Here is a 25,371-nt window from a genome sequence, read left to right on the forward strand (position 1 = left end):
ACGCTCAGCTTCCGAGGATTGTGTGAAGCCACGTGATCGTCAGGGTATCGCTGGCCCCTTTTGACCCGATGCCCGTGAGCAGTGCACGAGCGATCGTGTTCGCTGCCGTCGACGTCGCGTTCGTGGAGATCGTGTCCGTCGGGATCACAACCTCCGTGATCGGGGACGCGGTCGTCGCAGTACCGGCCGCATAGGTGACCTTGTAGGTCGCCACACCGCCCGACACGGACGGGAACGTGCTGTCGAATGCCTGATTCGACCCAGACAGGTATGTGACCAGGGCAGCACCTGCACCCGTCTTCGCCACCGCCGTCGAACCGGTGCCGAGCTTCATTCCCGTCGGGAGGGCGGACGTGGTCAGGCCGGCGCCGCGGGACGCGTAAAGCTGGTCACCGACGGCGGTGACGAGGTTGTGGGTCTTGCAGTACCCCTTCAGCTTCCCGTCCGGGCCCCACAGTTCAGCAACGACGGTGCCGTGAATGCTGAGCTCGGAAGTGGTGCCACGGGGGCGGTCCATCGTCGCAGAGAGCGTGTCAGCGACGCGAGACGTTTCGTTCATGGATCTACTCCTTCGGGTTGGGGTTAGACGTCCGCAGGACCGTCGGCGACGTGGTCACCCTTGGGTGCGCTCGAGGTGTTCGCCAGAGCAAGACCACCGACCGGGATCGCCAGGTACGTGATGACGCCCTGCGCGCCGATGATGACCTCAGGGACCGTGTGACCGGTGGCGAGGAAGTACGCCCCCGCACCACCCACGACCACACCAGCGACCGCGTAGGCGCCGTAGATGATCTTTCGTGCGAGGTTGCTGCTGATGACGTTGCCAAGGTTCGTGTTCGTGTCGCTCATGGTGTGACTCCTGTCGTTGGTGAGCATGTGTACGTCGGATTGGAGGCGTCGAACGGGTCCGTTCTCACGCACGTGTAGTTCAGGCCCAGTGCGTCCGTGTACGTCCACGACACGGGCGGCTGACCGGGTGCACCATCGGCACCAGCCGGGCCGGTCGCACCTGTTGGGCCGGTCGCTCCCGGTTGTCCCTGCGCGCCGGCCGGGCCGGCATCACCCTGGGCTCCGGTCGCGCCGGCATCTCCGGTCGCTCCTTGTGGGCCGGTCTGACCTGGAAGGCCGATGTCTCCCTTATCTCCTTTGTCGCCCTTGTCGCCGGTTGGGCCTGTGGCACCGGATGCACCAACAGGACCCGCCGACCCGACTGGGCCCGGGATCGCTTCCGGTGCTGGGGCGGTGGGTTCACAGTTCGTCGACTCGGCACAGTCGCCGTAGAGTCGCGAGTACTGGGTGAAGAGGCGGTCGTACTTGGCGGACAGGTTGTCGTACCGGGCCACACCCACATCGATGCGTCCCTGCTGCACCCAGAACGCCATCCCGATCGCAACAGTCGCGAACAGGACGAGGACGGTCGGCCACACCCATTTCCAGGCTCGTCGGATCATCCGCCGATTCCCTTCTGAAAGATGGCCCACAACGCAATCCCCGCCGCTGGCAGGCCGACAACGAAGCCGATGCCCCACCGGATCCAAAGCCCGGTGGCGGCGTTCTTCGCCTGCAGGTCGAGGACGACCTTGTCGCGTGCGTCGCGTTCTTCCTTCACGGCTGCGATCCGCGAGGCACGCTCACGTTCGATGTCCGCTGTTCGGGCGGTGCGCTCCTCTGCGATGTCCTGAATCAGCGAGGCATGCAGTTCATCCCGTCGGCGCCGCTCTGCTTCGAACGCGTCCTGCGAGACGAGCTTGTCGAGCCGTTCGTTCGTTTCCCTGCGGAACGCTGCAATGTCTTCCCGGAGCAGTTGAAACAACGAGGGCTCATCGGGCATCAGTTCCCCCTCTCAGGGATCGAGGGGCTACTTCGTCGCGCGCTTGTTCGTGAACGCCGAGTCGGTACCGAGCGCGAGGTTGATCAGGGTCTGGAACTGCGTAGTACCAATCGCAGCCGCCTTCGCCTGCTCGACGGTGTCGTACGTCTGGGAGTAGAAGTCACGAGCGTTTCGCGCCTGCTGCTCGCCGTCGTTGATGTACAGCACGTTCTTCTCGCCCGGGGTGCGGTCCCAGAAGATGATCACGAACTGCGGCAGGCCCGCCGGCGGCGCCGCGCAGTAGTAGAGGCGCCCGCGGTTCTCTCGCAGGAGCATCTCCTTGATGAGGGCCGTCTGAGCGGCGTTCGATGCGTCCTGCTGGGCGCGGAGCTCGGTGATGGATGCCATGTCGACTTCGTCTCCTTGCGGGATCAGGGTTGCGCCGCCATCAGCGGCCGAGGTGGTGCCTGGGTAGGGCGGTCGGATGTAGCTGAGGATGTAGCCGGCGGATCGGGTGCGGTCGCGCATGTCGTCGCCCGGGTTTGAGTTCGTGCCGCGGGAGGTGACGATCGAACCGCCGGACGAGACTGAGACGACGATCTCGGTGTGGTCGGGGTCGCCGTCGCCGTCCCAGTCGAACGCGAGCACGTCGCCGCGCTGCACTCCGGCGTGGCCGGGATGCCAGACGCCGAGGTTGCGGCCCCAGGTCTGGATCTGCGAGACGTAGCTGTAGAACGGGTTGCCGAGGGAGTTGAGGCCGAAGAGGTAGAAGCTCACGCAGGCGGCGCAGTCGTCGTACGCGCTGATGCCCTTCGGCCACCACGGGTTCGGCCACCTGGTGCCGAACTGTGCCGCCATCGCTGCGAGCATGTCGTCGACACTGCGGTTCAGGAGGTCAGGCATCGGGGTCCTCCTCGCCATAGCTCGAGCTGATCGCCTCCGGTGCTGCCGTCTTGACGGCGTTCATCGGCGGCAGCGGGATCCCGTCCGAGTCGTACGGAATGTTCGGGTCGTACTCGCTGTCCATCACGCCCTCCTAGCCAGCCGCCGAGGACGCGGTCATCTGCTTAGCGGTCCAGTACACAATCCCGGGGATACCCGCAGCGCCCGAGTTGTTCTGTACCTGGATGGTGAGCTGGGTCGTCGATACTGCGGTGACCACAGCCGTAAACCGACCAGACGTTGCCGTTACCTGCGGAATCGGCGGCTGCGTGAACCTTCCCGTCGGAAGGCTGACCGTCACAGACGCCACAGCCTGCGAGGCGACACCAGATGTGAATGCCGGAGTGATACCAGCGGCCTCGGCGAACGCATGATTGATCTGCCAACCATTCGCCGCAATGTACGACTCCGCGCCAATGATCCGGGCCAGCTGACTGGTCGAGGGGTTCAGCCACGCGAAGAGATCCGACTGCGAGCGGAATGGGACTTCCCCACCAGGGGCTGCTGTGAACTGCGCCGTCTGCGTTACAACTACACCGGACGAGTTCGTCGCAGTGGCACCGGCAGGGATCAGAACCGTCGCGAGCTCCACCGCACCTGCTGGAATCGACGGCTTCGTCGGAGAAGCAGCCGCGGTACCCTGTGCAATCGCGATGACTGGAAGATCGTTCGCATCCGGTGTCGTCACCGTCGACGAGGAATCGTTCTGCTTCGCGTACACGACATCGATGCGGCTATTCGCCGCCGGCGCCGCAGCGTGCAGCACGTTCACGGGACCATCATTGGCGAGCAGCACAACACCGTTGTCCCGCACCGCGATCGCACTGAACGCAGCCACCGCGGAGTTCATCGTCGCCGTCGCCGCCACAATGTTCGCCCCCACGGGGGAAGTGACACCACCACGAGGAGAACCGTCAGCGTTGCACACCACCAGGTTGCGGAAGTCGTACCGCGTGTCATTCGTGTCCGTGAGCGCGAGCTTGGCCGGAAGGCCCTTCCGGATCGTCATGAGCCCTCCAAAAGGGTCTTTAAAAGCAGGACAAGGGCGATTAATCTGGGTAGATGAGCAACACTCAGGGGGAAGACAAAGCCGTAAGCGTCCGCGCGAAACTCATCGGAGGTGCGGCCGTCATCACGCTGCTCGCCGCAGCAGGCATCACGGTTGGGGTCAGCGCCCACGCCGCGCAGGTCAAAGCCGACGCGGAGCACGCGATGACCGTCGCGGCACCCGCCTACCAGGGCGCCATCGATCACGGCGGATCCTTGGACACCCTGGGCGCGCAGTCGGTGCAAGCGAAGAAGGACTACGACGCTGAGCAGGCCAGGCTTGCGGCCGAGAAAGCAGCACAGGAAGCAGCGGCAGCTCAAGCCGCTGCAGAAGCGGCTCAGGCGGCAGCGGATGAGGCCGCCCGTCAGGCTGCCGAACAGCAGCAATCAAACACAGGAACCGACGACTCGGATTCCTCTGGAGGATCATCGGGAAGCAGCAAACTCCCCGCCGGTTCACCTGTCCCCTGGATCCCGAATCCTGACCCGCAAGACACTGCTGGTGGGCGCTGGGACACCAGCGCCTGCGCTAGTGGCTCCGCATCAGGAAACCCCGCCGTCTGCGACTGACTGAGCTTCCAGCGCGGCCACCCGTTCCTCGAGCGAAACCCTCAGCGTTCGTTCCCGCTGTACAGCCATCAGGAGCGGAACCACGAGTTCCTCATACCGGACACCGGCGACGAGACCGTCCTCGTCTAACCAGACATTCAGCGGGGCGACTGGTTCTACATCCTCAGCCATGAGCCCCGACTGCCACGGCGCCCCCTCGCCCATCTCGAGCACGTCGGTGTGCCGCTGGAACCTGTACGCCTGCAGGCCGAGGAAAGCATCAAGATCGATCTCCAACGGCACGATGTTCGTCTTTGACCGTCGAGTTGAGGTGTTGCCACCCATGTTGCCCGACGAGTCGATGTAGACCGCCGAATAGCCAACAGTGACCGTGTTGGACTTCGTTCCAGGAGAACGCACAATCCCAGCCGAAACCACCTGCCCGGAGGCTGTCACGTTCGCGGCGGAAACGTTCCCTGACGCGTTGACGTCGACCGGGGCGATCGTGCCTGGGCTGGCGACCTTCGAATCGACCTGCGCCTTCGTGTAGGCGTTCGCTGCCATCCATGCGGTGGCGATCGTGTTCACCTGAGCAACGATGTTCGCCAGCGTCTGCTGGACCTGCTGCACTAAGGAACCGATGGATGTCCCCGTGGGGCGCTCGAGCTCGCGGAGGCGTTCTCGCTGATCGGCCATCGCGCCGGTGAGCTGTTCGGTACCATCCCGCGGCGCCTTATAGCCGCCAGCCATCACACCACCTCCGGGACGCACTTGATCTTGATCTGCTGGCCCTCTTCGTCACCGGAGAGGGAAACGATTCGACGGCGGAATGTGCCTCCAGCGGTGAGGTACGGATCCCCCACCCCCGTCGTTGGGTTGTACGGGGCGATGGTGATGTCGCAGAAGTCGCCCACGTTGTAGCTGTTCAGCCAGGGACCTGCAGGGTTGCCCTCATCGTCCGTGGGGCGCGCCTCGACCGTGAATGACCATGTCTCTTCCGCACCCCGGCCGGCCACCGCGTTCAACGCCGCGTACTTGTCCAGGGTGCTTTGCATCGAGACCGTGGAATGCGAAGAGTCGACGAGTTCCATCATCGGGAACCCTTGGTCGATGAGGCTCGAGTCATATGCCCGTGAAACCAGGACGTCGTCTGCCTGACGGCCTCCAGTCGCCCACGCGAACGACCCCATACCCGATGCGTCCTCGCTGATCTCGAAGTCCGATATGGGCGAGTCATCAACGGTCAGATTCCACTGTGGGACCGAGGCGGCATAGATCAACGGCTGCGCTACAGTCCCTGTCTGCATAAACCATTCGACGCCGAGGAAATCGGAGGTGAAGCGTGGCTGGAAGTTGATCTCGACGCCACCCTGCAGCTCGGTCAGCTGTTTCAGCGCCTCGCCTACCGGTTTGAAGTCCACACCGAGATACGTCTTCGTGTGGTCTGACACACCATCGATCTCGTCCGCCTGGAACACGATCGGCAGGTTTCCGCCCGTGCGAGACAGTGCCTGCTGTACGAGACGTTTCGCCATCGTTCCCCACCAGATTCCCGTGTACTGGGTTGTGAGCAGCGGATTCGCGATCGTCTTCGTGTTGTCTGCCGGGTCAGGGATCGTCCATTGGGTGACGTCCAGCGTCTCGGCAAGCAGGGGCAGGATAAGCCGATGATCAAAAAGGGACATGAGCCCCTTGGCGCCGATCTGCAGCGTCCGGTCGGGCTGGTTGTACGTGCGAGTCCAGATCGGCCCGCACGCTTTGATGGTGTCGTCTTCAACGACACCCAGGAACGCTTTCCCCTTCGATGCCGTGTTCCTCAGGTCGAGGGCCTGCACATCGGGGTCTTGCATGTCGACCGTGACCCGGATGGTCTCGGCCGTGTCGAGGGAGTCATCCCACGGCCCCTTCATCACGGGAAGGTCGAGGATGCGCCGGCCGGTGCGGAGGTCACCGATGATGTACCGCGTCATCGGTGACCTCCTAGTGGTTCGCGGGTGCCGCCGTGAAGGTGAACTGTGGGGTACCCGTCACTGCACCCAAGGGCGAGAACTGGATCTGGTGCGTTTCACCTGGCCCGACTTGGAAGAAGTCCCTGACTGTCAGATACCCGGACACGTCATTGCTTGGCGAGTCGATCCACGCACGGCCTGTTCGCTGGTTGATTTGCACAAGCGACCCGTCTGGGATGACCCGCTCGAATCGAACCGTCTGCCCGGTGGTGACGTCGGTCGCGGTGAACCCACCGCTCAACCCGCCAGTGGCCGTCAGCGTCCCCCACGTGGGCGCTGTGCCTGTATTCGTGAACGACACGCGACCGGATGACCCGTCAGCACCGAAGTCCCAGTAGGCGGTAGGCGTTGTTCCCAGCGGGAACAGCAACCCGCCGCCGGACACCGGGACACCCGTCGAAAAGCTCTGGTCGGGCCCGTACATGAGTGGATCGAACGCAACCAGGTCGATCGTGAAGGTGAACTGGTTGCCGCCGTAGTCGGGGTCCAGGATCACCGATCGGACGGAAGCCACTCGCCGCATGGGACCGTCGATGTCAGTCACAAGAACGGTGACCGACTTTCCTCGGGCGATTTTCGTCTTCAACAGTTGCTTTGCCGACTGAACATCGGATCGGGCCTCCCCGAGAAACGCGCCCTTGATCGAGAACGCCAGCGACTTTCGCCAGTCCATCGCGATTGCGAATGAACCGTCCGCTTGAGGTCGTTCCCGGATCTCTGTCTTCGATTCCGAGACCGCATCCCAGTCGCCCAGGAACACAAGAACGAATCCATCTGTACCTGTCTCACCCGGGCCAGCGGGGAGCACCAGACTGTCGATAGCAACTGTCATCAGATGCTCCCCGCTGCCACACGGCCAAACTCGCGCCCCATGATCCGACCCGATACAACCGGGTCATTGTCCGGGGCGACGATCTTCTCGACGTACATGTACGGGGCATCCCGAGTCGACGCCGGCTGACCACTGAGCTCGGACAGAATGCCTGGCTTCAGAGGGATAACAGCCTCCGGGTACCGGCCTTCACCGATGTTGGCCATGATCCCGCCGGGGACAGCCTGGACGATGCCGCCGTCAGCGAGGCGAGGGATCTTCCCGATGGTGAAGTTGATCGCCCCACCTGTCGCATCCTTCACCGCACTGGCGACACCGTTGATGCCACCGATCACACCGTTCACGGCGTCAATAACCGAGTTGATGACGCCCTTCACAATGCCGGTGATGCCGTTCCATATGCCGGTGAAGATCTGCACGATGCCGCCCCAGGCCTGCTTCCAGTTGCCGGAGAACACGCCGGTTATGAATGTGATCACACCGCCGAGGACATCGGTGATTCCCTTGATCACCGGTTGCAGCACGTTGGAGATGATCTGCACAACGGACTGAATCACGGGGATCAGGAAGGCGAATGCACCTTTGAGGACGCCGGCAATGATGTTCGCGAGGAACGTCAGCACAGCCGACAACGGTGGGATGATCGCCGACACCAACTGCAGCAGCGGCTGGATCAGGGCCAGGATCGGCGTCAACAGTTGAATGAACAGATCAAGGATGGGTTGCAGCACTGGCATCAGAGCCGCAACCACCTGAATCAGTGGCGTCAGGATTGCGCTGATCAGCGGCATGAACGCGGTAATCAACTGACTGATCACAGGCGCCAATGCTTGGAAGATCGGTGCCAGCATCGAGATCAGAGTGGTGGCCAGGTTGACCACCATCGAAATCACCGGAGACAGGATCGAGATCAGCTGCGTGAAGATCGGCACCAGAGTGGAGATCAAGCTTGTCGCAAGCTGCAGCACGACCGGGATCAGTGGGGTGATGGCCGAGAGCAACGCCGTCACAAGAGGCGAGATCGCCTGAAAGATAGGCATGAGCGCAGAGGCCAGCATCGACACCAGCGGAACGACGGCGCTGACGATGGTCCCGATAACGGGGCCCAGGGACGACAACGCCGGCACCAACGCCTGCAGCACGGTTCCTATGACGGGAACGATCGCCCCCGCGAAGGCGGAGAAGATGCCCGACAACTGGGTGAGCAGGGTCACCACCGAAGGGAGCACAGCGACCAGAACGCCGCCCAGAATGTTCACGAGCTGGGAAAGGAACGGTGCCACAGTGAGAAGTGCGTTAGCGAGCACACCTCCGATGGTTTGCGCCATCACGGCCAGTGCAGAGCCGATTTGGCCGATCACGGGACCGAGCGTGGTGAGCAGGTTGCCGAACGTCTGAGCGAGCTGACTGCCGATGACGCTGAACGCCGCCTGCAGTTGAGGTGATACGGCGACCAGACCAGCGAACGCTGCTGCCAGAATCCCGAGAGGACCTGTCAGGGCGGTAGCGATCGGGGCGAGACCACCAAGCCCTGGGATCGCAGCAATGATCCCGGTCAGGCCACCTGCCCCCAAAGCTGCGAATGCGCCAGCGAGCGGGCCCAGGAGGGCCGCCAGCGGGGCAAGGTTGGCTTTGAGCGAAGCAAGACCACCATCAGCACCTGTGATGAAGCCGGTGAATGCTTCGATGACAGGGTTGAGGCGCGCTCCGATTGCCTGCCCCACTCCGGCTGCCGCAGTCTCGAGAGGGCTGAGCGCCTGCGTGATCGCCAGGATGGTCGGTGCGATTTCGGGGAAGATCCCACCGAGCGCGCCGGCGCCGATCCGTGATAGGGACGCCTTGAAGTTGTCGAATGCGCCCGGGATGGTCTTGCCCATCTCCTGTGCCACCGTGCCCGACGCCTTCGTCATGGCGGCCTCGAAATCGGAGAACCCGATCTGACCCTGCGAAGCCATGTCGAAGACGGCGTCAGCAGTCGTCCCGAATTGGTCTGCGAGAGCCTGGTAGATCGGGATGCCCCGGTCGGCGACCTGCTGCAGAACGTCGTTCTGCGCCTTACCTGTGGAGGCGACCTTGTTGTAGATGTTGCCCATCTCGGACAGGCTCGAACCCGACGCGGCTGCCGAGTTCGCGACCGACTTCAGGACACTCTCGAGCTGCTCACCCGGCTTGATACCGGCAGCAACAGCGCCCGCTGCCACGGTCGCCGCGTCGCCAAGACCGAACGCCGTGCCCTTCACTGAGGCGAGAGCGTTCTTCATGATCCCGTCGACATCGGCAGCCGAGTTGCCGAGGCCAGTGAGCTTCGCCCGGGCGACATCAATGTTGTTCAGTCGGGCGAAACCGCCGGCGAGAGACGCACCGATACCCGCCGCCGCCGCTGCCACTGTTGCGGTAGCGGCACCTTTGAGGACGCCACCTAGGGCCGCGACGAGACCGCCTCCGACCTGACCGCCGACCTTCTGGCCTGCCGCGTCGCCGCCAAGCTGTTCGACGATAAGCCGCTGTGCCCCAGGAGAAACGGGGATGATCGTTACTTCTGCGACGGCTGCTTCAGTCACAGATCACCTCCGGCGGATGCGCAAAAGTCCAGCGCCTCGGCTGGCCTCTAGTTGGGGTTCGCGGCACCCGAAGATGGGTTGCCGAATGGCGACTCAGACGAGGTAGGTTTGCTGCACCAGACCGAAAGGATTCGGGGGAATGTCCCAGCACCAGAACATCTATTCGCAGCGGGGCTGCATCGACTGCAAGCCCTGCGAAGGTGGCGGGGGAAACATCGGCCGCAACAGCACACTGTGGGCGATCGGAATCTTCACCGCAGGCATAGGCCTGCTGTTCCTCCCGTTTTTCAAGAAGTGTCAGTACTGCGGGCACAACATGTGGTGGAACAAGCACTACGGCCCGGACATGCGCCAGGCCGCATTCGCAGCCACAAACCAGACGGCTTAGCGTCCGGCGTTCTTCCTCAGAAGGTCTATGGCCTCGTCGTAGGTGAGTTCCGTGTACCCGAGACGTTCAGGTCGCTGCCATGGTCTCGGGAGTGGCTTCCATTGGTTCTTCTTCGACCCTTTCGCACCCTGAAGGTCGAGCAGGTCGAGCAGCAGCATCCCTTCACGCGACAGCGGATAATCCCACCCGTGAATCGCGGCATGCAGAGGAGATTCCGGGAGAGAGGCCGCCACGGTGATGTAGGCGGCCGTCTCCTCCGGGATGCGGTAGATGTCCTCGAGGGTCAGTCCGCCTCGTCGTAGTTCGAAGACGAACTCAGCTTCGTGGCTCCGCCAGATCTGTCGGAGCTCGGCGATTTTCCCCAGCCCGACGCCTCCGACCACGCCTCGAACACCTGCGCGACGTCATTGAGGTCCAGGACGGCACGGAAATCCTCAGGGATGACGTTCTCCACGAACGCCGCAATCACGGCGATACCCACCTGCTGTTGGTATGCATCCTTCTGCGACCCGGCCATGACCTTCGGTCGTGGGATCGAGTCCTGCGCATTGATGAGCTCGAGCGGAACTCGCGTCGAGAGGAGAAACTGCTCATCGCCGTAGTTCACCTTGAGAGGTTTCCGGCGTGGAGATGGGGTGATGTCAACGGTTGCCACGATGGCGTCCTTTCAGGTGGGTTCAGGTGAGCAGGTGAGGCGGGGCCGGGAACGCCACCTGAAAACGCCCCCGGTCCCGGTCTGGATCAGGCGTGAGCGCCGGCCGCCCATGCGGTGCCCGACCAGTTGAAGTCGAACGCGCCGATCGAGATCTTCTGACCGGTGGTCCAGGCGGTGGTCGGGTTGGCGACATAGCCGAGGCCTGCGAGCTTGGCCGCATTGGTCGAGTCCGAAGCGGTGATGTTCGAGTCAGCGGGGAACACGTTGCCCGGCGCCGCGGCAGACTTCTTGTTCAGGCTCGGGTCGAAGACGCGCTCGACCTTGCCACTGAGGGTGGCGTTCGCGTAGCCCTTCACGGTGACCCCGTATCCGGTCGCGTCGCCGCTGTCGAAGGTGATGTCTTCGAGCTCGACGACCTCTGCGGCGGGGAGCCACACTCGGCGCACGTTGGTGCCGTCGATGACGTCGAAGACGAAAGACTGACGGCCGCCGGTCTGGGATGGGTCGACGTCGTAGCTGCCGTCAGGACCCGGGGCGACACCGAAGTACAGTGCTACCGAGGCACGGTTCGTCTCGATCAACGTGAACTTGTACGAGATCGCCGCGTCCGTTACCACCGTGCGCACCAGGGCTGCGTTCTGCCATCCCTTGATGTCGTTCGACGACCGGTCTGTGGTCCGCGACGTGCCATCCTCCGACAGGTAGCCAAGGTTCGTGAATGCGGCGTTCAGCGCGTCTGACGCTGAGGTCGGGCCGGTGGTGCCCAGCGGGGCAACGTACCAGGCGCCCGTGGGGGCAACGCGGACGTTGCTGGAATCGGGAGTGCCAGTGGGCATGATTCGTCCTCCTTGCCCATCCGGGCATAGAAAAAGCCGCCTCGAGGGCGGCGCATTAGTTGTGGGTGCTCAGGTGAACTGGATCCCGCGGCGGGTCACATTCGCGACCATGTACCACTGGAAGAACTTCGTATCGTTCGGAACCTCGACCGGTCCCGCCGATACCCGGCAGGCAGTGATCGGGTCGCCGTCGCGAATGCCGAGAGGTGCTGGGGCTTCGAAAATCGCCCGCACCATCAGAGCCAGATCCGCAGCGTCACCCTCATCGAGAGCGCGCACGTTGATCCGCAATGTGGCGTCGTCAAGCGTGTTGAAGGTGCCGGTCCCAGTGCCGAGGTTCACGGTCACCATTCGCGTCTCGCCCTCGATGGCCTTGTTCGACACCGACACACCTTCAGTGAACGGCTCCGCACGGGAATCGAGGAGCGACTGCAGCTTCGAGATCGTCACTGCCGGAAGGTCGGTGAAGATCACGCCAGCAACGTTGCTCATGCTCGCCGCTCCTGCCGCTTCTTCTCACGCACCTTGTACGCACGAGTCCGCTTCGGAGCATGCGCAGACGGCACCACCGACTGCAGCGCAGCCAGAGCAGTACCGTTCGCGGCCTCATCCTCAAGCGGGATGGTCGTCGTCACGACAGCTCGAGCGCGACGGCCACCGCCCTTCACAGTTCGAGAGGTGGTGACTTCGACGGAGCCGCCAGGAAGCTTTCCTGCGACCTGGCTGCCGAGGTTGGCAAGGTACTGCTGCATCTCCGGTCCCGCCATGACCTGGTTACCCCAGGCCGCCTGATTGATCTTCACCTTGATGCCCTTAGCCACGGGTAAGCTCCGTACGCTTGAGAACGATCACGGTTCCGACCACCTCACCGCTCGGTTTCTGCCAGAGCGCTTCGATGCCCTCGGATTCGTAGTCGATTCCGCGCACCTTCCATTTGTCGCCAGAGAGAGAGCCAGCGAGGTCGGGTGCGCGGAAGTAGAGAGTTCCGCCGTCGCTCGAAACAACAGTGTCGACGCCCTCGACATCGTTAGTGACCACGGGGGCAAACGAGTGGGCCGTCAGCGGAGACGTTTGGGGGGCGAGGATTGGCTTTCCGTAGCGGTCCAGTTGGCCCGAGTCGACCATTCGAGTGCGGGTTACAGCCTCGGACATCAGAGCATCCTGGTCTTGACTCGAAACGAGCGAATTCCTGATGAGCCGGGGAAGATGTCGATCAGGTCGCCCGGTGCCAGGTAGAGACCGCCTGCCGAGATGCTGGTATCCAAAGTCTTCGATTCGGTGAAAGGACCCGTTGTCTCGCTGTACTGACGCAGCGCCTCAGGGTTCATGAGTACCCGTTTCACAGCGTTCACGACCGCATCACGGATGGCGTTCGCCAAAAGTGGATCCGTCGCGTACAGCACATCTATATCTCGACGGCGGCGCCGGCCCTTCAGTCGCAGCTTGTTCGAGGCTTGCTCGATAAGGTTCTCCGCGAGAGCCTCTTGCGAGGTGGTGAGGGGCTGCCAGACATTGGCCACATCTTCGGGTGTTGCGAACGTCGTCATGGCAGCCTCCTCGTCACTCGGTGGGAACGCCAGCAGCCTCGAGGGCCGCGATGATGTCCTTGCGCGTTGCGTCGGCACCGACAGAGACCTTGTGCTTCTCCGCGTAGGCGGTCCAGGCATCTACGGTGGCTTTCGGGCCGCTCTTCGCTGGAACGTCGTCCGAATCGGGTGCTTCGGTCGGCTCTGCCACCGGGTGATCTTTCTTGACGGGTTCGATTCCCTCGGACCATGCCTTGGGGTTGGTGATGAGCGCCTTGGCCCACGCGGGCACGGTGACGCCAGGTCCGAAGACATGGACGTCACCGTGCTCGTCGTGAACGTGGACGATGCTCGTGAGCTCGGCCACGGTTCTCCTTCCTAGAGGACGTCAGCGGAGAAGCTGAGGTCCGCGTTGGCGAGGACGGGAAGGGCGATCGCGTCGGACACGACCTCGGCGATCAGCGGGGGCTTCTCGCCGCGGTACACGCCCACCACGAGGCCGGGCTGGTCCGCGTCCTCGAGGGCATAGTCGGGGTCCATCGACGTGAGGGTCTGACCCCAGAACGTCGCACCGAGCTCGGTTCCCTCCCAGTCGTCGGTGGCGACCGGTGCAGGCAGGAGCAGCAGCCGATCATCCGGGACGACCTTCGTTGCCGAGCCTCCGACGCTTACGCGGCGGTCGTAGATGACGATCGGGGGCAGGCCGGCGCCCTCGATGATCGCGTTCACGTCCGCGCGAGTCGCGGGGCGGGCACCGCCGTTGATCAGCTGTGTCTGGAACTCGTTGCCGGCGGCGAGTGCGCGGAGAACTCGAGTGGACATCAGGAACGAGCCAGGTGGAACCCCGTTGTCCGTGATGTAGGTGTCCGTCCAGCTCTGCAGGTCCGCAAGACGGGAGACCGTCTTGTCGCTCCACGGTGTGGCCGCGGTGACAGTGTGTCCGGCCGACCGACCGAAGTCGTCGTCGGATTGGAACTTGCCGCCGAAGTTCGTCGGGTTGATGGTTGCCTTGCCGGTCGCAAGAACGATGCCGCGCAGGCGCTCGACGGAGTCGGAGACCGCGTGCACCACACGGTTTGTGGTGTTGAGGACGGCCTGCAGGATGGTCTCGTCAGACGAGTTGCGGGCGCGGAGCTGCGCGTACTCGCTGACGGGAATGTTCTGCCCGACAGCGGGGAGCTCGAGCGTGACGCGCTTCCCGGTCTGTCCCTTGCCGATCTCCGGCTCAGCGTCGTAGGCGCGCCACTGGGCGATGTCGACCAGGCCAGTCGAACCCTGCATGAATCGCACAACGATGTCGGCGACTTCACGGTTCGGCAGGAACTGGGCGAGGGTGCCCTTCTGTGCTTCGTAGTCGGCGAGCGAGGCTCGCGCGTACCCGGTCAGAGTTGCCGGGTCGATGACGTCAGTCCAAAGTGCCATGTTCGGTCACTCCTTTCAGGCGAAGACGCAGGTCGTGGCGTCTTTGGCGGTGATCGGCTTCACGAACGACGCGTAGGGGACCTTCGCGGTGTTGATGCGGCCATGATCGAGGACAGGGGCACCGAAGTCGGTCGTACCGACGACCTTCTGGTCGGTGAGGATGAAGCCGGCGAGGATGCCGGCTCCCGTGGTGGTGCCGACGGTCACGTCATACGGGACAGCGAGTCCCGAGACGATCGCGATAGGTGTGCCGGCGGGGATGTAGCCGTTCGGGTAGTGGGTGTTCGCGGTGAACGTCGAGATGTCGATCGTCTCGGTCCGCGCGTTGCGGATTCCGTGAGACGAGCCGAGCCACGACAGGTCACCGCCACCGATGGTCTCAGTGCTGAGACGAGGCATGGTGGATCCTTCCTAGGATTCGGTCTTTTTGGATTTGCGTGTTCCGGCGAAGAGATCTGCTCCGGCGCCGACGCCCTTGGCGGGCTGGTTTTGGCCGCGCTTGCCCTGTCCGAGGTCAGGGCCGCCCTTCTTCTGGGCACCACTACTCGCTTCGGTCGAGTGCTCCTGAACCCACGCGGCGATGGCGTCGGTGTCAGCAGCGTCGTCCTTGATGAAACGGCTGCGGTCTAACTCCAGAAGCGCGTTCGCATCCGGGATGCGTCCGTTGAGCGCGGTCGCGAGAGCGTTCTTGACGCGTTCGGCGGCAAGGATGGCTCGGATCTCCGAGCGGCCTTCCTCCTTGGCAGCGTCGAGCGCGTTCTGCTCCGCGGACTGGGTCTTCGTGCGAAGGTCCGCATTGTCCTTCTCGAGCTTCGCGATTTTCTCCGGCGTCCAGTCGCCGAAGGCTTTCACGCGGCCCTCATGCTTGCGGGACTGGTGAAGGTGGTACGCGGCCTGCTGTTCCGGCGTCATGTCCTTGACAGGAGTGTTCGCCGGGAAGCCGGTGTCTCCACCTGAGCTGCCCTTATCGCCTTCGTCACCACCACCGTTGTTCTCTCCATCGTCTGTGACGAATCGGAGTCGCGGGTTGCGGATGAAGATGCCGCCTCGAGTGAACATGCTGTTGTCTCCCATGTCGGGTGTTTCGGATCCCCATGTCGGGGCTACCCACCCGTCCGGGTGGAAGTCTTGGTGGGCCAGATCTGGCTTGGACCCGTGAAATGGTCGGATCGCCAGGCCAGAACCGGCCCGAGCTCGCCGTGCTCATGCGTGACGATCACGTCGAGGTAGTCAGCGACCGGGTTGTTCAGTCCGATGTCGCGGCCTCCCCGGTCGGCTGCGCGACCAGACTTCGCAGCTACCGCTTCATGGGTCTGTTCCAGCAATTTCGGGTCGATTACCTGCTCATCCGGTGCACCGATGAAGCTCTTGATCCCGCAATCACAGCCCGGATGTATCGGCATCAGATCGCCCTTGTAATACCTCTGCGTGGAGGCAATGACGCATAGCGCGCAGTTCTCACGACCCGTCAGTATCCGCTGATACAACTCCACACCCGTGCGTGACATCGCCTGCCGCGCTGAATGCGTCTTCGCCAGTTGCATCCCCGACGAGACCAAGTCAGCCAGTCGTGCAGCACCTGCCGCCGTCGCCGCGGTGAGCGTGTTGCCGTTGCTCAACGACGTGTAGACAGTTGTGAAAGGGCGCTGATAGACCGTGTTGGCATCGACTCCACGCAGTGACTCGGTTGTTGCGTCAGCTACAGCGCCGCGCAAGATTGCCGTCCCAAGTTGCTGTGCCGCGACCCGGGACAGGTATGCATCGGTGAGTTCAGCGACCCGCTTCTGGCCGGCCTCAACTCGAGGGACCAGTTCAGCGATTAGCTGTTCCGCATCAGCATCGCGATACGCGGACAATGACGACCACTTGCGGTACGCGTACGACATGACCTTGCTACGGACCGCCGCCACTTGAGCGTCGTAGTTCTGGTCAAGCCGTGTTACCGCCACCGGTCAGCTCCTCCGCCAGAAGTGCCTCATCGGCCGCTTCAGCCTCAGCTTGGGCGACCTGTTCGGGGCTGAACTGCCAGATCTCCCGCATGATCGTCCGCTTCGCCAGCGACGATGTAGCCTGCGCGGCCGCGGACGCCTTGTCCGTGACCACGTAGCGGGACGCTGGCTTCCAGTCGATGGTGATCTTGGCCTTGTTCGCCCGTTCGGTGTCTCCGCGGGTGAGGAATGCGATGTAGAGCACGTCCACCAGAGCGGCCGTGCAGCGGATCTGCTTGTCCTCAGTGGCGAAGATCAGCCCTTCTACGTTCGCCTGAGCGCCAGCCGCGGACTCGCTGTCAGGTGCGAACATCGAAAGCGGCCGGCGTGTGACAGCGGCGAGCTCTCGAATGTCGTCCTTGATGGCCGACTGAATTCCCTGCATGTCAGCCTGCGCGGTCTGGAACACCTTCGAGTTGTACGGAAGCTGAATCCACGACCCGGGGTCGGTGGTCAGCACGTTGTCTGGGATCGAGTCGATCTCGTTGCCGTCCTCGTCGACCGCGTCTTCCACGTCGACCTGGATGACCATCTGCTTGAACGCCTGGTAGGCGGCGATAACCATCGCGTTGTAGGTCTTGTGGTTGATCCTGTCAAGGATGTCCAGGTGTGGCTCGAATTCGCCGATGCCGCGACGGTTCCGGAACCGGACCACCGGGACAAGATGGTGGTTGAGCTCCTCGCCGTCCTCGCCCCCGCGCGTGTCGTCCCACACGTACGTGGACGGGCTGAAGGAGATGCTCTTTCCGGGTCCGCTGCGCTCCCGGTACGCCACCCAACGACGGGCGTTCGTCCACGTGCCGTCGTCACGGCGCTCGCCGGGAAGATAAAGGTAGACGTAGTCGCGCTTCTCGTCGGCGTCGTGGAACACCTTCATTGCTGCGCGAACCTCGGACTGGCGCGCCGGGTTGTGGAACGTCACCACCTGGCGCGGATCCTCACCCGTGATGATGACCTCGCCGTCCTCGTCCTGGCCGATGATCATGTATGCGTCGGAGAGCGCGAGCATGTTTTCCAGCACATCGGAGAACTCGACGTCGAGGCCGTTATCCTTCCAGATCTGCCATGCGACGTCGTCAACCTGATCAGAGGACACGGCCGTGCGGATCTCGCGGACAGCGCACCGTTCGCGGAGCGAACCGACGATGAGTTCACCGAAGTTGGTGCATGACTTCTTCTGGAACGCGGTGAACGCGGCCGACGCGCCACTTCCGACCGGGACCGGGAGTGGCGGTGTTCCGTCGTGGTATCCGGCGAGCTTCTGCAGCCTCGGGAGCCGCAGGTTCAGCTTCTTCACGCCCTTGACGATCCACGCGCCTGGAGAATTGGGGTCTGCGACGTCAATGGTCACCGTGGCCTCCCTTCCCCCTACTTGAGTCGGCGGATCACCGCCTTGCGTTTCGCCTTCGGCTTGGTGCCGAGCCGGCGCGCATCGGCGCAGGCCTTCCACGACAGGACCGCCGCCATTGCCACGTCGAACTTGAGCTCCTGGTGGCCTTCCTGCTTCGCCATTACGAGCAGCGGCTTGCCCTCGTCGTCTTTCACGCGAAGCTCCTTCACGCCAGCGTTGCCGAGGTGTCGGAGGAAGTCGTCGTGTGGGTCGAAGTCGCCGTCGGGGTTCTCGATGCCGCCGATACGGACGCTCTTGATGTCGATCGCCTCGACATACTCGCGGAGCGTGTACGCCATCCGGACATACTTGTTCGTCCAGAACTCCTCGACCTGATCCGGCCATTTCGCTGACCAGGAGCCCATGGTTTCGGTCCAGTGAGGTGGGTCACCGTACAGCTTCCACACCTCGTAGAACGACATGGCGTGCTCGAGCGTCTGCGTGACCTCATCCTCGGGAACTTCCCACCCCTGGGCTTCGTCAGCGTCCTCCGGTCGCTCCCACAGGCCCAGAAGTTCCTGAACACCGGTCGCGATGTCGGTCGCGACTAATGCAGTCGCGTCCCGGAAGCGGGCGCCGTCGAAGCCGAGCGTGATGAACGCGCCCTTCGGGATCGTCTTCCCCGGGTCGGCGAGGCTCGCGATGATCTTCTGAATGTCGAAGAACTGCGACCCAGACTTTCGCCACCGGTTCAGCCACACGCGCTCGAGGTACGCTTTGTCGGCCTTCGGACGGTCCCACTGCTTCGCGATCGACTCGAACTGGCCCGGACCGTACTCACCAACGGGCCCTGTCGCGTCGGCGATCGCCGCCACACGGTTCTGCAGCGCCTCAGCCGGTGTAATGGCCGGGGAACCCTTCGCCGCAGGACGTGCTTCGAGCTCGTTGTGCTCGTCACCAGCCCACCGGGCGAAGAAGAACAGTGCCGGGTCGTCGATCTCGCCCCGGTTGATCATCTCCGCCTCTGCGCGAACATCCTCCTGGATGCTGCCCTGACCTGGCTTCCCAGCCGTTGACGTGTACAACGCCCACGGGTCCTCGAGCGGCCTCTTCGTGAGGTTCGCGCTCATCGTCTCGTGAGCGTTCTTCGCCGACGGCAGATACAGGCGGTGCGGCTCGTCAAAGTGCTGAAACGTCGTCAGCGCGCCATCACGCGAGCCGGGAGAGTTCGACACCGGGACGACGCGACCGTCAGCAATCCCGCGCGTGTTGATCCGGAGAATCCGCTCGAGCGACGAGTCAAATAGATCAGCGTCGGCGCCCTCCTCGATCACGTACTTCAGCACGCCATACGCGAGCTCTGAGACCTGCTCCTCCGTCACAGCCATCATCGGGATGTACGGGAACGCCACCGGCTTACCGACAGGGTTGCCGAACGCATCGAACCCGTCACCACGGACCGGTGCGTCCGGATGCAGCTCGCAGAACGCGATCCACGCCGCGAACTCCGTCTTCGCCATTCCCTTGCGCCACTCGATCGCGCCGCGCTGGAAGCGTCGACGCCCGGCGAGCCGGTGGCCTTTCGGGTACACCTCGTACAGGCGGTAAAGGGCTGCGCGTTTCTCCGCATCGAGGTGCGCTGGCTGACCAGCGAGCGATCCCGGCCCGAACACGCATCGGTCCTCGATGAAGTCCGCAAGGGCAGGCCCGAGAGTTGGGTACTGAAGATCGAGCGGCGGGACGATCAACGTCGCCATCGCCCGGCCCTCAGCTCACGAGAACGAGACGAGGGTCTTCATCCGGCTTCGGCTGCTCATTGGCCTGCGCGGCGTTCCGCCGGCTCTGACCGCGGTCCTTGGCTTCCTCGGTCGTCTCGATCGTCCACTCCAGACGGCGTCGGTCGTACGGGGTCAGACCGAAAGCGACCCGCTGCAACCGAATCTCTGAAGCCAGCTTCGTCGAGGGCTCACGCCAGAAGTCATCCACCAGCACCGCGAGCAGGAATAACGCGTGACGGTCCGACGAGTGATACTCCGCCGCCATCGGCGACGCCCACATGTCCGCCCACCACTGCAGTGTCTCCTCGTGCCAGTCGATGTCGACATGCCGCTCGTTGCCCTCAGCGTCAACCTCCACACGTGACGGACGCTTTGGCAGATCCGGGACGATTGCCACATGACCGGAAGTCAAAGTCGAGGCTGTCGACGCACGATTCGCGCGTGCTCGAGTCGATGAGTGCTTCTTCGGTGCAGGCATATCGGGACCTCCCATGTCGGGAAACGGAGCCCATGTCGGGCAGGAAACCGCAGAAATCCGCGGCAAAAAACGTTACAATTGACCATGCGCAAGTGCGAATGGTGCGGAACGGCGATCGTCTACAAGAACGCCCAAGCCGTCTACTGCTCAAGCCGATGCCGCGTCTACGCCCACCGAGCTCGCAACAACCCCTTCGCAGCCCTCCGCAACGAGAAGCGATGGGTCCTCTGGGACTCGAATAAGCGACCGATCATGCCATCCGGCGCGCCAGCCAGTTCGACCGACCCCTCAACATGGTCGATGGGGTACGCGGTCAACGGGCACCACAACATCGGCTTCGTCCTCGGCGATGGCTTCGCCTGCATTGACCTCGACCACTGCCTCGATGGCGGACGACCGAATGACGCCGCCTCCGAGTTCCTCAAGAGCTACCCGAAGCACTACATCGAGATATCACCATCCGGCGACGGCCTCCACATCTGGGGAACCGCCGACGAGGGACCAGGAACCCGACGCATCGAGAACGGGCTCTCCGTCGAGCGCTACACCACCGGCCGGTACATCACCGTCACCGGCCGCGTCTTCCAGCCCGGCAACCTCCTGCCGCTGTAACGCTTTTCTCGCTCAGCGCCAATTTGCCGCATCGACCATTCAGCAAGGTTCCAGATTGTCGAGAAGGCACCAATCGGCGTTCTCCGCTTATCCTCGCCGCCCTGGGCCTGAAAACTGGGGGAACCGTAGCCAGCAGAATCTGCAGCAACTCATCGCCCGCCAAGCGGCCCCCAGGGGTGGGGGGTGATGGCCTGGGTGCTTGTCGCCGTGTTTTGTTTGCGTGGTTCGCCTTTGAAGGCACGTACGCGGCCGCGTCGTGATTCTTCGCGCGTCTTGGCTGCATGGCAGGTGCTGCATGCCCCCTGGCCGTTGCTCAGGGTGTACGTGCCGCCTTCAGCGACAGGGATGATGTGGTCTGCTTCGGTTGCTGTGCCTGTGCACTTCGGTCCGTGAATCTCGCATCGTCGGCCGCAGCGTTCGAGTACGGCACGTCTCCACTCGGTGTGGAGTGGGGTGCTGGTTCGGTCTCTGCCGTATCCCCAGTTGATGGGCATGTGTTCGTCGCAGTACCTGGTGCTGGTGATGCGGTTCTCGCAGCCTGGCTTTGGACACTTGCGGGGGGCCCGGGGCATCTTTGCTACCCCCTGGTGTTTAGTCGTACCCCCGGGTGTCTTCGTCGCAGCAGAGGGCTGCAGCGAGTGGGGAGGGGTACTCTGCGCCGCATTGGTCGCAAGCGGTCATGCTGTTCATTCGGGTGGGCTTTTGAAGATGACGTGGTCAGGATCGAAGGTGAGCCGCTGAGTTGGCTTGGTGATGCTGCGGATGATGGCCACCAGGAGTGATACGCCGAGTGCTGAGACGATGAGGATGAGCCAGCCTGCGCTGACCCATCCGAGGATCTCCCACATCATGATGCTTCCCCTGCCGTGGAGTTGATGCTGTGGTCTACAGTGACGCGCTCGTCCGGGATCGTGATTGTGATTGCCGGTACTCCCCGATCGGTGACTTCGATTCGCACGCCATCCTCCGTGACGTGCCAGGGGAATTCTTCACCGTCGATGGTGAGAGCGAAGATCGGGATCGGAATTGCGTTGTTCAGGACCGTACCGCTGGCCAAGTGAGCCTTGACGTCTATGTGTCCTGCGAGCTCTGGCATCAGGCCTCCGGTCGTAGACTGTGGCCCACCAGATGAGGGGAACCAGTGTGGCTGAGAAGTTCGAGACGATGACGTTGAAGTTGAAGACGACGCGTGGGTCGGGTCGCGACAAGAAGAAGGGCGACAAGAAGCTTGAGGCTTTGATCGCTGAGGGTTGGGAGATCGTGTCTGAGCGGCGTAAGGGTGCGCTCGAGTGGGGCAACAAGGACACGTACATCCCGCGCCGGGCGAAGGGCTAATCGATCGAGTGATAGGCGACTATGTCGCCATCAAAGCGCAACAGGATGACTAATTCTCCCGCGGCCGTGATCCCCAGCTCGACAGGCTGTTCAGCCGCGGATGCATCGGTGAATGGGTCAAAGATGATGCCGCTCATAGATCGGCCAAGTTCTTGCGAATCTCGGCGGCGATCGAAGCGATATCTGCCCCTTCATACACATGGTTTCGCTGATCAGGTCGGATGCCTTCACGGACAAAGTCATCGACACACTTCTCGATAGCGAGCATGCGTTCGGCGACTTGCTGTGCGCCTACATGTCCGCGTGCGTGGAGTTCGTATTGCCAGCGTGCTTCGGCGTGGATGATGTCTCTCACGTGGGTGAGGGCGGCGCGGGTTTCATCCTGCATGTTCGGCGCCGCATCCTTGGCAGATCAGGGGCATCTTGTACCCGAAGACGTGGCCTTCACGGTCGATGACGACGGTGGCGTTGAACCATGCTGACCCGCAGCGGCAGAGGAGGCCGTCATAGCCTGCTTCCCCAGGGTTGGGGAAGCTGATCAGGGTGCCCATCATTTGCCCCACAGTCCCGGGGTGAGGATGATGTCGAGCGCCAGGAGTGGATACAGGCCGAAGACTGCTATCCGATAGCGGCGCAGTTGTGGCTGTACCTTCTTGTCGTCCATCATTCCGCCGTCTCAAGGATCGTGAGGGACCATCCGAGGCGGTTCACCATGACGTCGACGTTGTACCCATCGCACAGGTCGGGGTTCATGACCAGCATGGGTTCGCTCGTGAAGCCGAACTGGGTGACTCGTTCGTAGCGACCCATGATGTGGGCTTCGCCGCGAGAGAGCATGATGAGGTCGCCCTCGGTGCAAGTCAGGGCTTCCATCAGTGTTCGCCCGTGGTGAGGTGGATGATCGTGCCGTCTTTGGACACGATCGGGTCGCACCAGCATTCAGGGTCGTTGACCTTGTGCTCGATGTATTCGATGCCGGCCTGGATTCCGGTCTTCGGGATGGGTCCGGCGTCACGTCGGGCCTTGTCCATTGCTTCTTGAACCTGGCCGACGTTAGCGACGAGCTTGACTCGGATGGTCCTGTCTGCGGGGAGGGGCTTGCGGGCAACCGACACAACGTTGTGCAGGTTGAGGTCGAGCACAACCTTGTTCTTGTCGTCCTTGAACGTTGCCCAACCGTCTTCGCGCTGGAAGTACTCCGCCTCGATGTCAAAGGTGTGCTTCTCGGTACCGTCGCTGGTGGTGATCTCCCAAAGCTGCATGATGGTGCTCCCGTTGTGGTTGTGGTGATTGTGGTGGTGCACCTGGTGGGGATGACGAACACCCGATGCGCTCAGCGCAGGTCGTCATCCCATACCAGGGCGGATCCAGCAGTGCTGTGCACGTCCGGATGTTTTGGTTCCGTCCTGGGCCCGACTGTGGTGAACGTTGGGGCTGGTCCGGTCACGCTTGATGCCGTGCGCACGAACGGCATGCTTGGTGAGGATGCTCGGCCCTGTTCTGTGTTGGGGGTTGAGTCGGGTCCAGGAACGGAAGTTGTTAGGCGAGCTTCGGCGGGTTCCAGCTGAAGAGTGCCTTCTTACGGGTGCCGATGTTCAGGCCGATGCAGTGTGTGCATTTCTGGCCGCCCTGTCCACAGGATGCGTCCCTGGCGCAGGATTTGTGGCAGGGTCCGTCGCAGTGGGCGCATGTCCAGGTGTTGGCGCGTCCCTGGGCCATGGCGCCACCGCAGGCGCACATCTGTACTGGCATGGCGTTTCCCTTCGGTGGGAAGAGGTGCCGGGTGTGGGTCGACCCCCTGTGGTTGATGTCACACCCGGACGATGGTCAGGTTTGGTTGCCTGATAGAGGGTGGGTCAGGTTCTATGCCCTGACATGGAGAAAGCCCCGCCGTTTCCGGTCGGGGCTTCTCGCTGTGCTCTTTGTCCGGGAGCATCGACCGGTCGTGCTGGGCTTAGGGACACTAATGCCTTGCGAGGTCAGGATACCGCAGAATGCACTCCGCGTGCCACATCCAAGTGTTGGCGTGTCTTGAACATGTCGGCGACCTTCTCCTCTTGCGTTTTCGGGCGTGTGTACTGGTATGACTGCCCGCTCTGATCGCCGAACTGTGCGACGACCTGAGCAATGTGCGCCGACAGGTCTGAACTCTCGGTGAACCATTCACGGCCACGGGCGAGATCGGGGCTGAATCGTTTGTGCATCTCGCGTTCGAGTTCTATGGTTCCGGGGTGCGCGGCGAGGAGTTGCGCGCTCGGCGGGTAGTTCCGCATCCGCTTCGCCACGTCGGTGGCATAGCCGATCTTGATCAGGTCGCCCATTCGGATGTAGTACACCCAGCCCGGCTCTCGTTTTGGTGTCGGCTCCTCGCGCCAGCCGGTGTCCCCGTGCTTCTTCTGGTGCAGGAAGCGCTCCATGGCCGTTACTTCGGGCATCACGTACTTGTAGCGCAGCTCCGCGTGGATCTGCAGGGCGCAAGTGATGCAGATGAAGTAGTCGCGGACGATCAGCGGCTTGTCGAGGTGATGGATCTCATTCATGCAGATCTTGCAGTACGGCTTCGGCACCTTGACGCGGTTGCTGCGGCGACTCGTCATTCGGCGATCGACTCCTTCGTCCCGAGCTCGTCGTGGTCGGAGTTGGCGCCGATCGTGAAGGCGAGCTTCATCATGCTCTCTTTGCCTTCCCAGTGTGCTCCGCACCTCTGACAATCGACGTGGGGGTCGTGGGTGGGTCGTGCCGTCGCGATGAGGGATGCCTGGCGCTCTTCGTCAGCGGTGTAGAAGTAACGCTCTCCGCACTCGGGGCATGGGGCGGTGATCTCTTTGCGGATGGGCGGGTCGAACATGTTCCAGATCTCGTCTGCCCAGCGGACGAATCCGTTGGTGAGCCCGACGTAGACACTCTCGACGACCTGGTTCGTCACCCAGAGCGCTTCGAGTTCGACGTAGACAGCGCTGAGGAGCGTCTTGAGGTCTGCCTTGTGGTCGAGGTTGAATTCGCGTCCCCACGCTCTCACGATGCTGTCGATGTTCTCGAGCATGGTGAATGCGCGGAGGTCGATAGGGCTGCGGTCGCTCCCACTACCAGGGCCAGCGGTGGTGCGTCCGAGGCTGGACCGCACGGATTCCTCGAGAAGGTCGAGCAGTGGACCGTGCTCGACGTGCTTGTACTCTTCGCCTGGTTCGGCCGGCGCGATGACGTCGGTCCAGGTCTGGGTGAGGCGCTCGACTGCGTAGTCGACGGTTGCCTGGGTCATCGGGTCTCCTTCGT

General features: G+C 62.9%; 37 protein-coding genes. 4 read left to right on the top strand and 33 right to left on the bottom strand.

Features of this window, described 5'->3' with window-relative positions; translation table 11 throughout:
* Positions 1-4: 4 nt before the first annotated feature.
* From IT072_RS02315 to IT072_RS02340, 6 genes are all read right to left on the bottom strand, one after another.
* On the bottom strand, positions 5-559 hold the full coding sequence (locus tag IT072_RS02315) for a hypothetical protein (protein ID WP_223357415.1): 555 nt from the start codon (positions 557-559) through the stop codon (positions 5-7).
* Between the two features lie 23 nt (positions 560-582).
* Positions 583-849 carry a hypothetical protein gene (locus IT072_RS02320; RefSeq protein WP_223357416.1) on the bottom strand — a complete coding sequence of 89 codons (267 nt, stop codon included), beginning with the start codon at positions 847-849 and terminating at the stop codon, positions 583-585.
* Between the two features lie 598 nt (positions 850-1,447).
* Positions 1,448-1,831 carry a hypothetical protein gene (locus tag IT072_RS02330; RefSeq protein WP_223357417.1) on the bottom strand — a complete coding sequence of 128 codons (384 nt, stop codon included), beginning with the start codon at positions 1,829-1,831 and terminating at the stop codon, positions 1,448-1,450.
* 27 nt (positions 1,832-1,858) lie between these two features.
* Positions 1,859-2,713 (bottom strand): CHAP domain-containing protein, encoded by an 855-nt coding sequence (locus IT072_RS02335; protein ID WP_223357418.1) that lies wholly within the window; start codon positions 2,711-2,713, stop codon positions 1,859-1,861.
* On the bottom strand, positions 2,706-2,837 hold the full coding sequence (locus tag IT072_RS21225) for a hypothetical protein (protein WP_263282048.1): 132 nt from the start codon (positions 2,835-2,837) through the stop codon (positions 2,706-2,708). The genes IT072_RS02335 and IT072_RS21225 overlap by 8 nt, the downstream gene beginning before the upstream one ends.
* 9 nt (positions 2,838-2,846) lie before the next feature.
* Positions 2,847-3,761: a hypothetical protein gene (locus tag IT072_RS02340; RefSeq protein ID WP_223357419.1), complete on the bottom strand. Its 915-nt coding sequence runs from the start codon at positions 3,759-3,761 to the stop codon at positions 2,847-2,849.
* A gap of 53 nt (positions 3,762-3,814) precedes the next feature.
* Here IT072_RS02340 and IT072_RS02345 point away from each other — a divergent pair, with 53 nt between their 5' ends.
* Entirely contained in the window at positions 3,815-4,369 is a 555-nt protein-coding gene (locus tag IT072_RS02345; protein ID WP_223357420.1) for a hypothetical protein, read from the top strand.
* Here the strand turns inward: IT072_RS02345 and IT072_RS02350 are convergent.
* Genes IT072_RS02350 through IT072_RS02365 form a run of 4 tightly spaced genes read right to left on the bottom strand, consistent with a single transcriptional unit; the run spans position 4,343 to position 9,750 of the window.
* Positions 4,343-5,098: a tail fiber domain-containing protein gene (locus tag IT072_RS02350; protein WP_223357421.1), complete on the bottom strand. Its 756-nt coding sequence runs from the start codon at positions 5,096-5,098 to the stop codon at positions 4,343-4,345. The genes IT072_RS02345 and IT072_RS02350 overlap by 27 nt on opposite strands.
* Positions 5,098-6,318, bottom strand: coding sequence for a hypothetical protein (locus IT072_RS02355; protein ID WP_223357422.1), 1,221 nt, complete (start codon positions 6,316-6,318; stop codon positions 5,098-5,100). Before IT072_RS02355 ends, IT072_RS02350 begins: the two co-directional genes overlap by 1 nt.
* A gap of 10 nt (positions 6,319-6,328) precedes the next feature.
* Positions 6,329-7,189 (bottom strand): phage tail domain-containing protein, encoded by an 861-nt coding sequence (locus tag IT072_RS02360; RefSeq protein ID WP_223357423.1) that lies wholly within the window; start codon positions 7,187-7,189, stop codon positions 6,329-6,331.
* Positions 7,189-9,750, bottom strand: coding sequence for a tape measure protein (locus IT072_RS02365; protein ID WP_223357424.1), 2,562 nt, complete (start codon positions 9,748-9,750; stop codon positions 7,189-7,191). Before IT072_RS02365 ends, IT072_RS02360 begins: the two co-directional genes overlap by 1 nt.
* A 139-nt stretch (positions 9,751-9,889) precedes the next feature.
* Here IT072_RS02365 and IT072_RS02370 point away from each other — a divergent pair, with 139 nt between their 5' ends.
* Entirely contained in the window at positions 9,890-10,138 is a 249-nt protein-coding gene (locus IT072_RS02370; protein WP_223357425.1) for a hypothetical protein, read from the top strand.
* Positions 10,139-10,421: 283 nt separating this feature from the next.
* Here the strand turns inward: IT072_RS02370 and IT072_RS02375 are convergent, their stop codons facing one another.
* The 14 genes from IT072_RS02375 to IT072_RS02440 form a co-directional block, all read right to left on the bottom strand.
* Positions 10,422-10,793 carry a hypothetical protein gene (locus IT072_RS02375; RefSeq protein WP_223357426.1) on the bottom strand — a complete coding sequence of 124 codons (372 nt, stop codon included), beginning with the start codon at positions 10,791-10,793 and terminating at the stop codon, positions 10,422-10,424.
* A gap of 86 nt (positions 10,794-10,879) precedes the next feature.
* Entirely contained in the window at positions 10,880-11,629 is a 750-nt protein-coding gene (locus tag IT072_RS02380) for a phage tail tube protein (RefSeq protein WP_223357427.1), read from the bottom strand.
* 69 nt (positions 11,630-11,698) lie between these two features.
* Entirely contained in the window at positions 11,699-12,121 is a 423-nt protein-coding gene (locus tag IT072_RS02385; protein ID WP_223357428.1) for a hypothetical protein, read from the bottom strand.
* The gene (locus tag IT072_RS02390; RefSeq protein ID WP_223357429.1) at positions 12,118-12,450 is read right to left on the bottom strand and encodes a hypothetical protein; all 333 of its coding nucleotides are present in this window, start codon (positions 12,448-12,450) and stop codon (positions 12,118-12,120) included. The genes IT072_RS02385 and IT072_RS02390 overlap by 4 nt, the downstream gene beginning before the upstream one ends.
* Positions 12,443-12,781, bottom strand: a complete 339-nt coding sequence (locus IT072_RS02395; protein WP_223357430.1) for a hypothetical protein — start codon at positions 12,779-12,781, stop codon at positions 12,443-12,445. Before IT072_RS02395 ends, IT072_RS02390 begins: the two co-directional genes overlap by 8 nt.
* Positions 12,781-13,176, bottom strand: a complete 396-nt coding sequence (locus IT072_RS02400) for a Gp19/Gp15/Gp42 family protein (protein WP_223357431.1) — start codon at positions 13,174-13,176, stop codon at positions 12,781-12,783. Before IT072_RS02400 ends, IT072_RS02395 begins: the two co-directional genes overlap by 1 nt.
* 13 nt (positions 13,177-13,189) lie before the next feature.
* Complete coding sequence (locus IT072_RS02405) at positions 13,190-13,522, bottom strand: hypothetical protein (protein WP_223357432.1); 333 nt, start codon at positions 13,520-13,522, stop codon at positions 13,190-13,192.
* Between the two features lie 11 nt (positions 13,523-13,533).
* Entirely contained in the window at positions 13,534-14,577 is a 1,044-nt protein-coding gene (locus IT072_RS02410) for a major capsid protein (RefSeq protein ID WP_223357433.1), read from the bottom strand.
* Between the two features lie 15 nt (positions 14,578-14,592).
* Positions 14,593-14,976, bottom strand: a complete 384-nt coding sequence (locus IT072_RS02415; RefSeq protein ID WP_223359180.1) for a head decoration protein — start codon at positions 14,974-14,976, stop codon at positions 14,593-14,595.
* Positions 14,977-14,988: 12 nt separating this feature from the next.
* On the bottom strand, positions 14,989-15,651 hold the full coding sequence (locus IT072_RS02420; protein ID WP_223359181.1) for a hypothetical protein: 663 nt from the start codon (positions 15,649-15,651) through the stop codon (positions 14,989-14,991).
* Between the two features lie 29 nt (positions 15,652-15,680).
* A complete protein-coding gene (locus IT072_RS02425) occupies positions 15,681-16,526 on the bottom strand; it encodes a hypothetical protein (RefSeq protein ID WP_223359182.1) in 846 nt (281 codons plus the stop codon).
* Entirely contained in the window at positions 16,507-17,916 is a 1,410-nt protein-coding gene (locus IT072_RS02430) for a phage portal protein (protein WP_223359183.1), read from the bottom strand. Before IT072_RS02430 ends, IT072_RS02425 begins: the two co-directional genes overlap by 20 nt.
* A 17-nt stretch (positions 17,917-17,933) precedes the next feature.
* Positions 17,934-19,652 (bottom strand): phage terminase family protein, encoded by a 1,719-nt coding sequence (locus IT072_RS02435; RefSeq protein ID WP_223359184.1) that lies wholly within the window; start codon positions 19,650-19,652, stop codon positions 17,934-17,936.
* Between the two features lie 10 nt (positions 19,653-19,662).
* The gene (locus tag IT072_RS02440) at positions 19,663-20,166 is read right to left on the bottom strand and encodes a phage terminase small subunit (RefSeq protein ID WP_442786781.1); all 504 of its coding nucleotides are present in this window, start codon (positions 20,164-20,166) and stop codon (positions 19,663-19,665) included.
* A gap of 69 nt (positions 20,167-20,235) precedes the next feature.
* On the opposite strand from IT072_RS02440, the gene IT072_RS21360 reads away from it, so the two are divergent.
* Entirely contained in the window at positions 20,236-20,763 is a 528-nt protein-coding gene (locus tag IT072_RS21360) for a bifunctional DNA primase/polymerase (protein ID WP_442786782.1), read from the top strand.
* A 149-nt stretch (positions 20,764-20,912) separates the two neighbouring features.
* Here the strand turns inward: IT072_RS21360 and IT072_RS21365 are convergent, their stop codons facing one another.
* From IT072_RS21365 to IT072_RS02460, 3 genes are all read right to left on the bottom strand, one after another.
* Positions 20,913-21,335 (bottom strand): HNH endonuclease, encoded by a 423-nt coding sequence (locus IT072_RS21365; RefSeq protein WP_442786783.1) that lies wholly within the window; start codon positions 21,333-21,335, stop codon positions 20,913-20,915.
* A 114-nt stretch (positions 21,336-21,449) separates the two neighbouring features.
* Positions 21,450-21,614, bottom strand: coding sequence for a hypothetical protein (locus tag IT072_RS02455; protein ID WP_223359188.1), 165 nt, complete (start codon positions 21,612-21,614; stop codon positions 21,450-21,452).
* Positions 21,611-21,859 (bottom strand): hypothetical protein, encoded by a 249-nt coding sequence (locus IT072_RS02460; protein ID WP_223359189.1) that lies wholly within the window; start codon positions 21,857-21,859, stop codon positions 21,611-21,613. Before IT072_RS02460 ends, IT072_RS02455 begins: the two co-directional genes overlap by 4 nt.
* A 47-nt stretch (positions 21,860-21,906) precedes the next feature.
* Here IT072_RS02460 and IT072_RS02465 point away from each other — a divergent pair, with 47 nt between their 5' ends.
* Positions 21,907-22,098: a hypothetical protein gene (locus tag IT072_RS02465; RefSeq protein WP_223359190.1), complete on the top strand. Its 192-nt coding sequence runs from the start codon at positions 21,907-21,909 to the stop codon at positions 22,096-22,098.
* Here IT072_RS02465 and IT072_RS02470 read toward each other — a convergent pair.
* From IT072_RS02470 to IT072_RS02495, 6 genes are all read right to left on the bottom strand, one after another.
* Positions 22,095-22,235 (bottom strand): hypothetical protein, encoded by a 141-nt coding sequence (locus IT072_RS02470; protein WP_223359191.1) that lies wholly within the window; start codon positions 22,233-22,235, stop codon positions 22,095-22,097. The two genes, IT072_RS02465 and IT072_RS02470, sit on opposite strands and share 4 nt — an antisense overlap.
* On the bottom strand, positions 22,232-22,486 hold the full coding sequence (locus tag IT072_RS02475; RefSeq protein ID WP_223359192.1) for a hypothetical protein: 255 nt from the start codon (positions 22,484-22,486) through the stop codon (positions 22,232-22,234). Before IT072_RS02475 ends, IT072_RS02470 begins: the two co-directional genes overlap by 4 nt.
* A gap of 275 nt (positions 22,487-22,761) precedes the next feature.
* The gene (locus tag IT072_RS02480; RefSeq protein ID WP_223359193.1) at positions 22,762-22,971 is read right to left on the bottom strand and encodes a hypothetical protein; all 210 of its coding nucleotides are present in this window, start codon (positions 22,969-22,971) and stop codon (positions 22,762-22,764) included.
* Complete coding sequence (locus IT072_RS02485; protein WP_223359194.1) at positions 22,971-23,360, bottom strand: hypothetical protein; 390 nt, start codon at positions 23,358-23,360, stop codon at positions 22,971-22,973. Before IT072_RS02485 ends, IT072_RS02480 begins: the two co-directional genes overlap by 1 nt.
* 717 nt (positions 23,361-24,077) lie before the next feature.
* Positions 24,078-24,695 (bottom strand): GIY-YIG nuclease family protein, encoded by a 618-nt coding sequence (locus IT072_RS02490; RefSeq protein WP_223359195.1) that lies wholly within the window; start codon positions 24,693-24,695, stop codon positions 24,078-24,080.
* Entirely contained in the window at positions 24,692-25,357 is a 666-nt protein-coding gene (locus tag IT072_RS02495) for a DUF7341 domain-containing protein (RefSeq protein ID WP_223359196.1), read from the bottom strand. Before IT072_RS02495 ends, IT072_RS02490 begins: the two co-directional genes overlap by 4 nt.
* Positions 25,358-25,371 lie beyond the last annotated feature (14 nt).

Source organism: Leifsonia sp. ZF2019 (assembly GCF_019924635.1).
Lineage (GTDB): Bacteria > Actinomycetota > Actinomycetes > Actinomycetales > Microbacteriaceae > Leifsonia.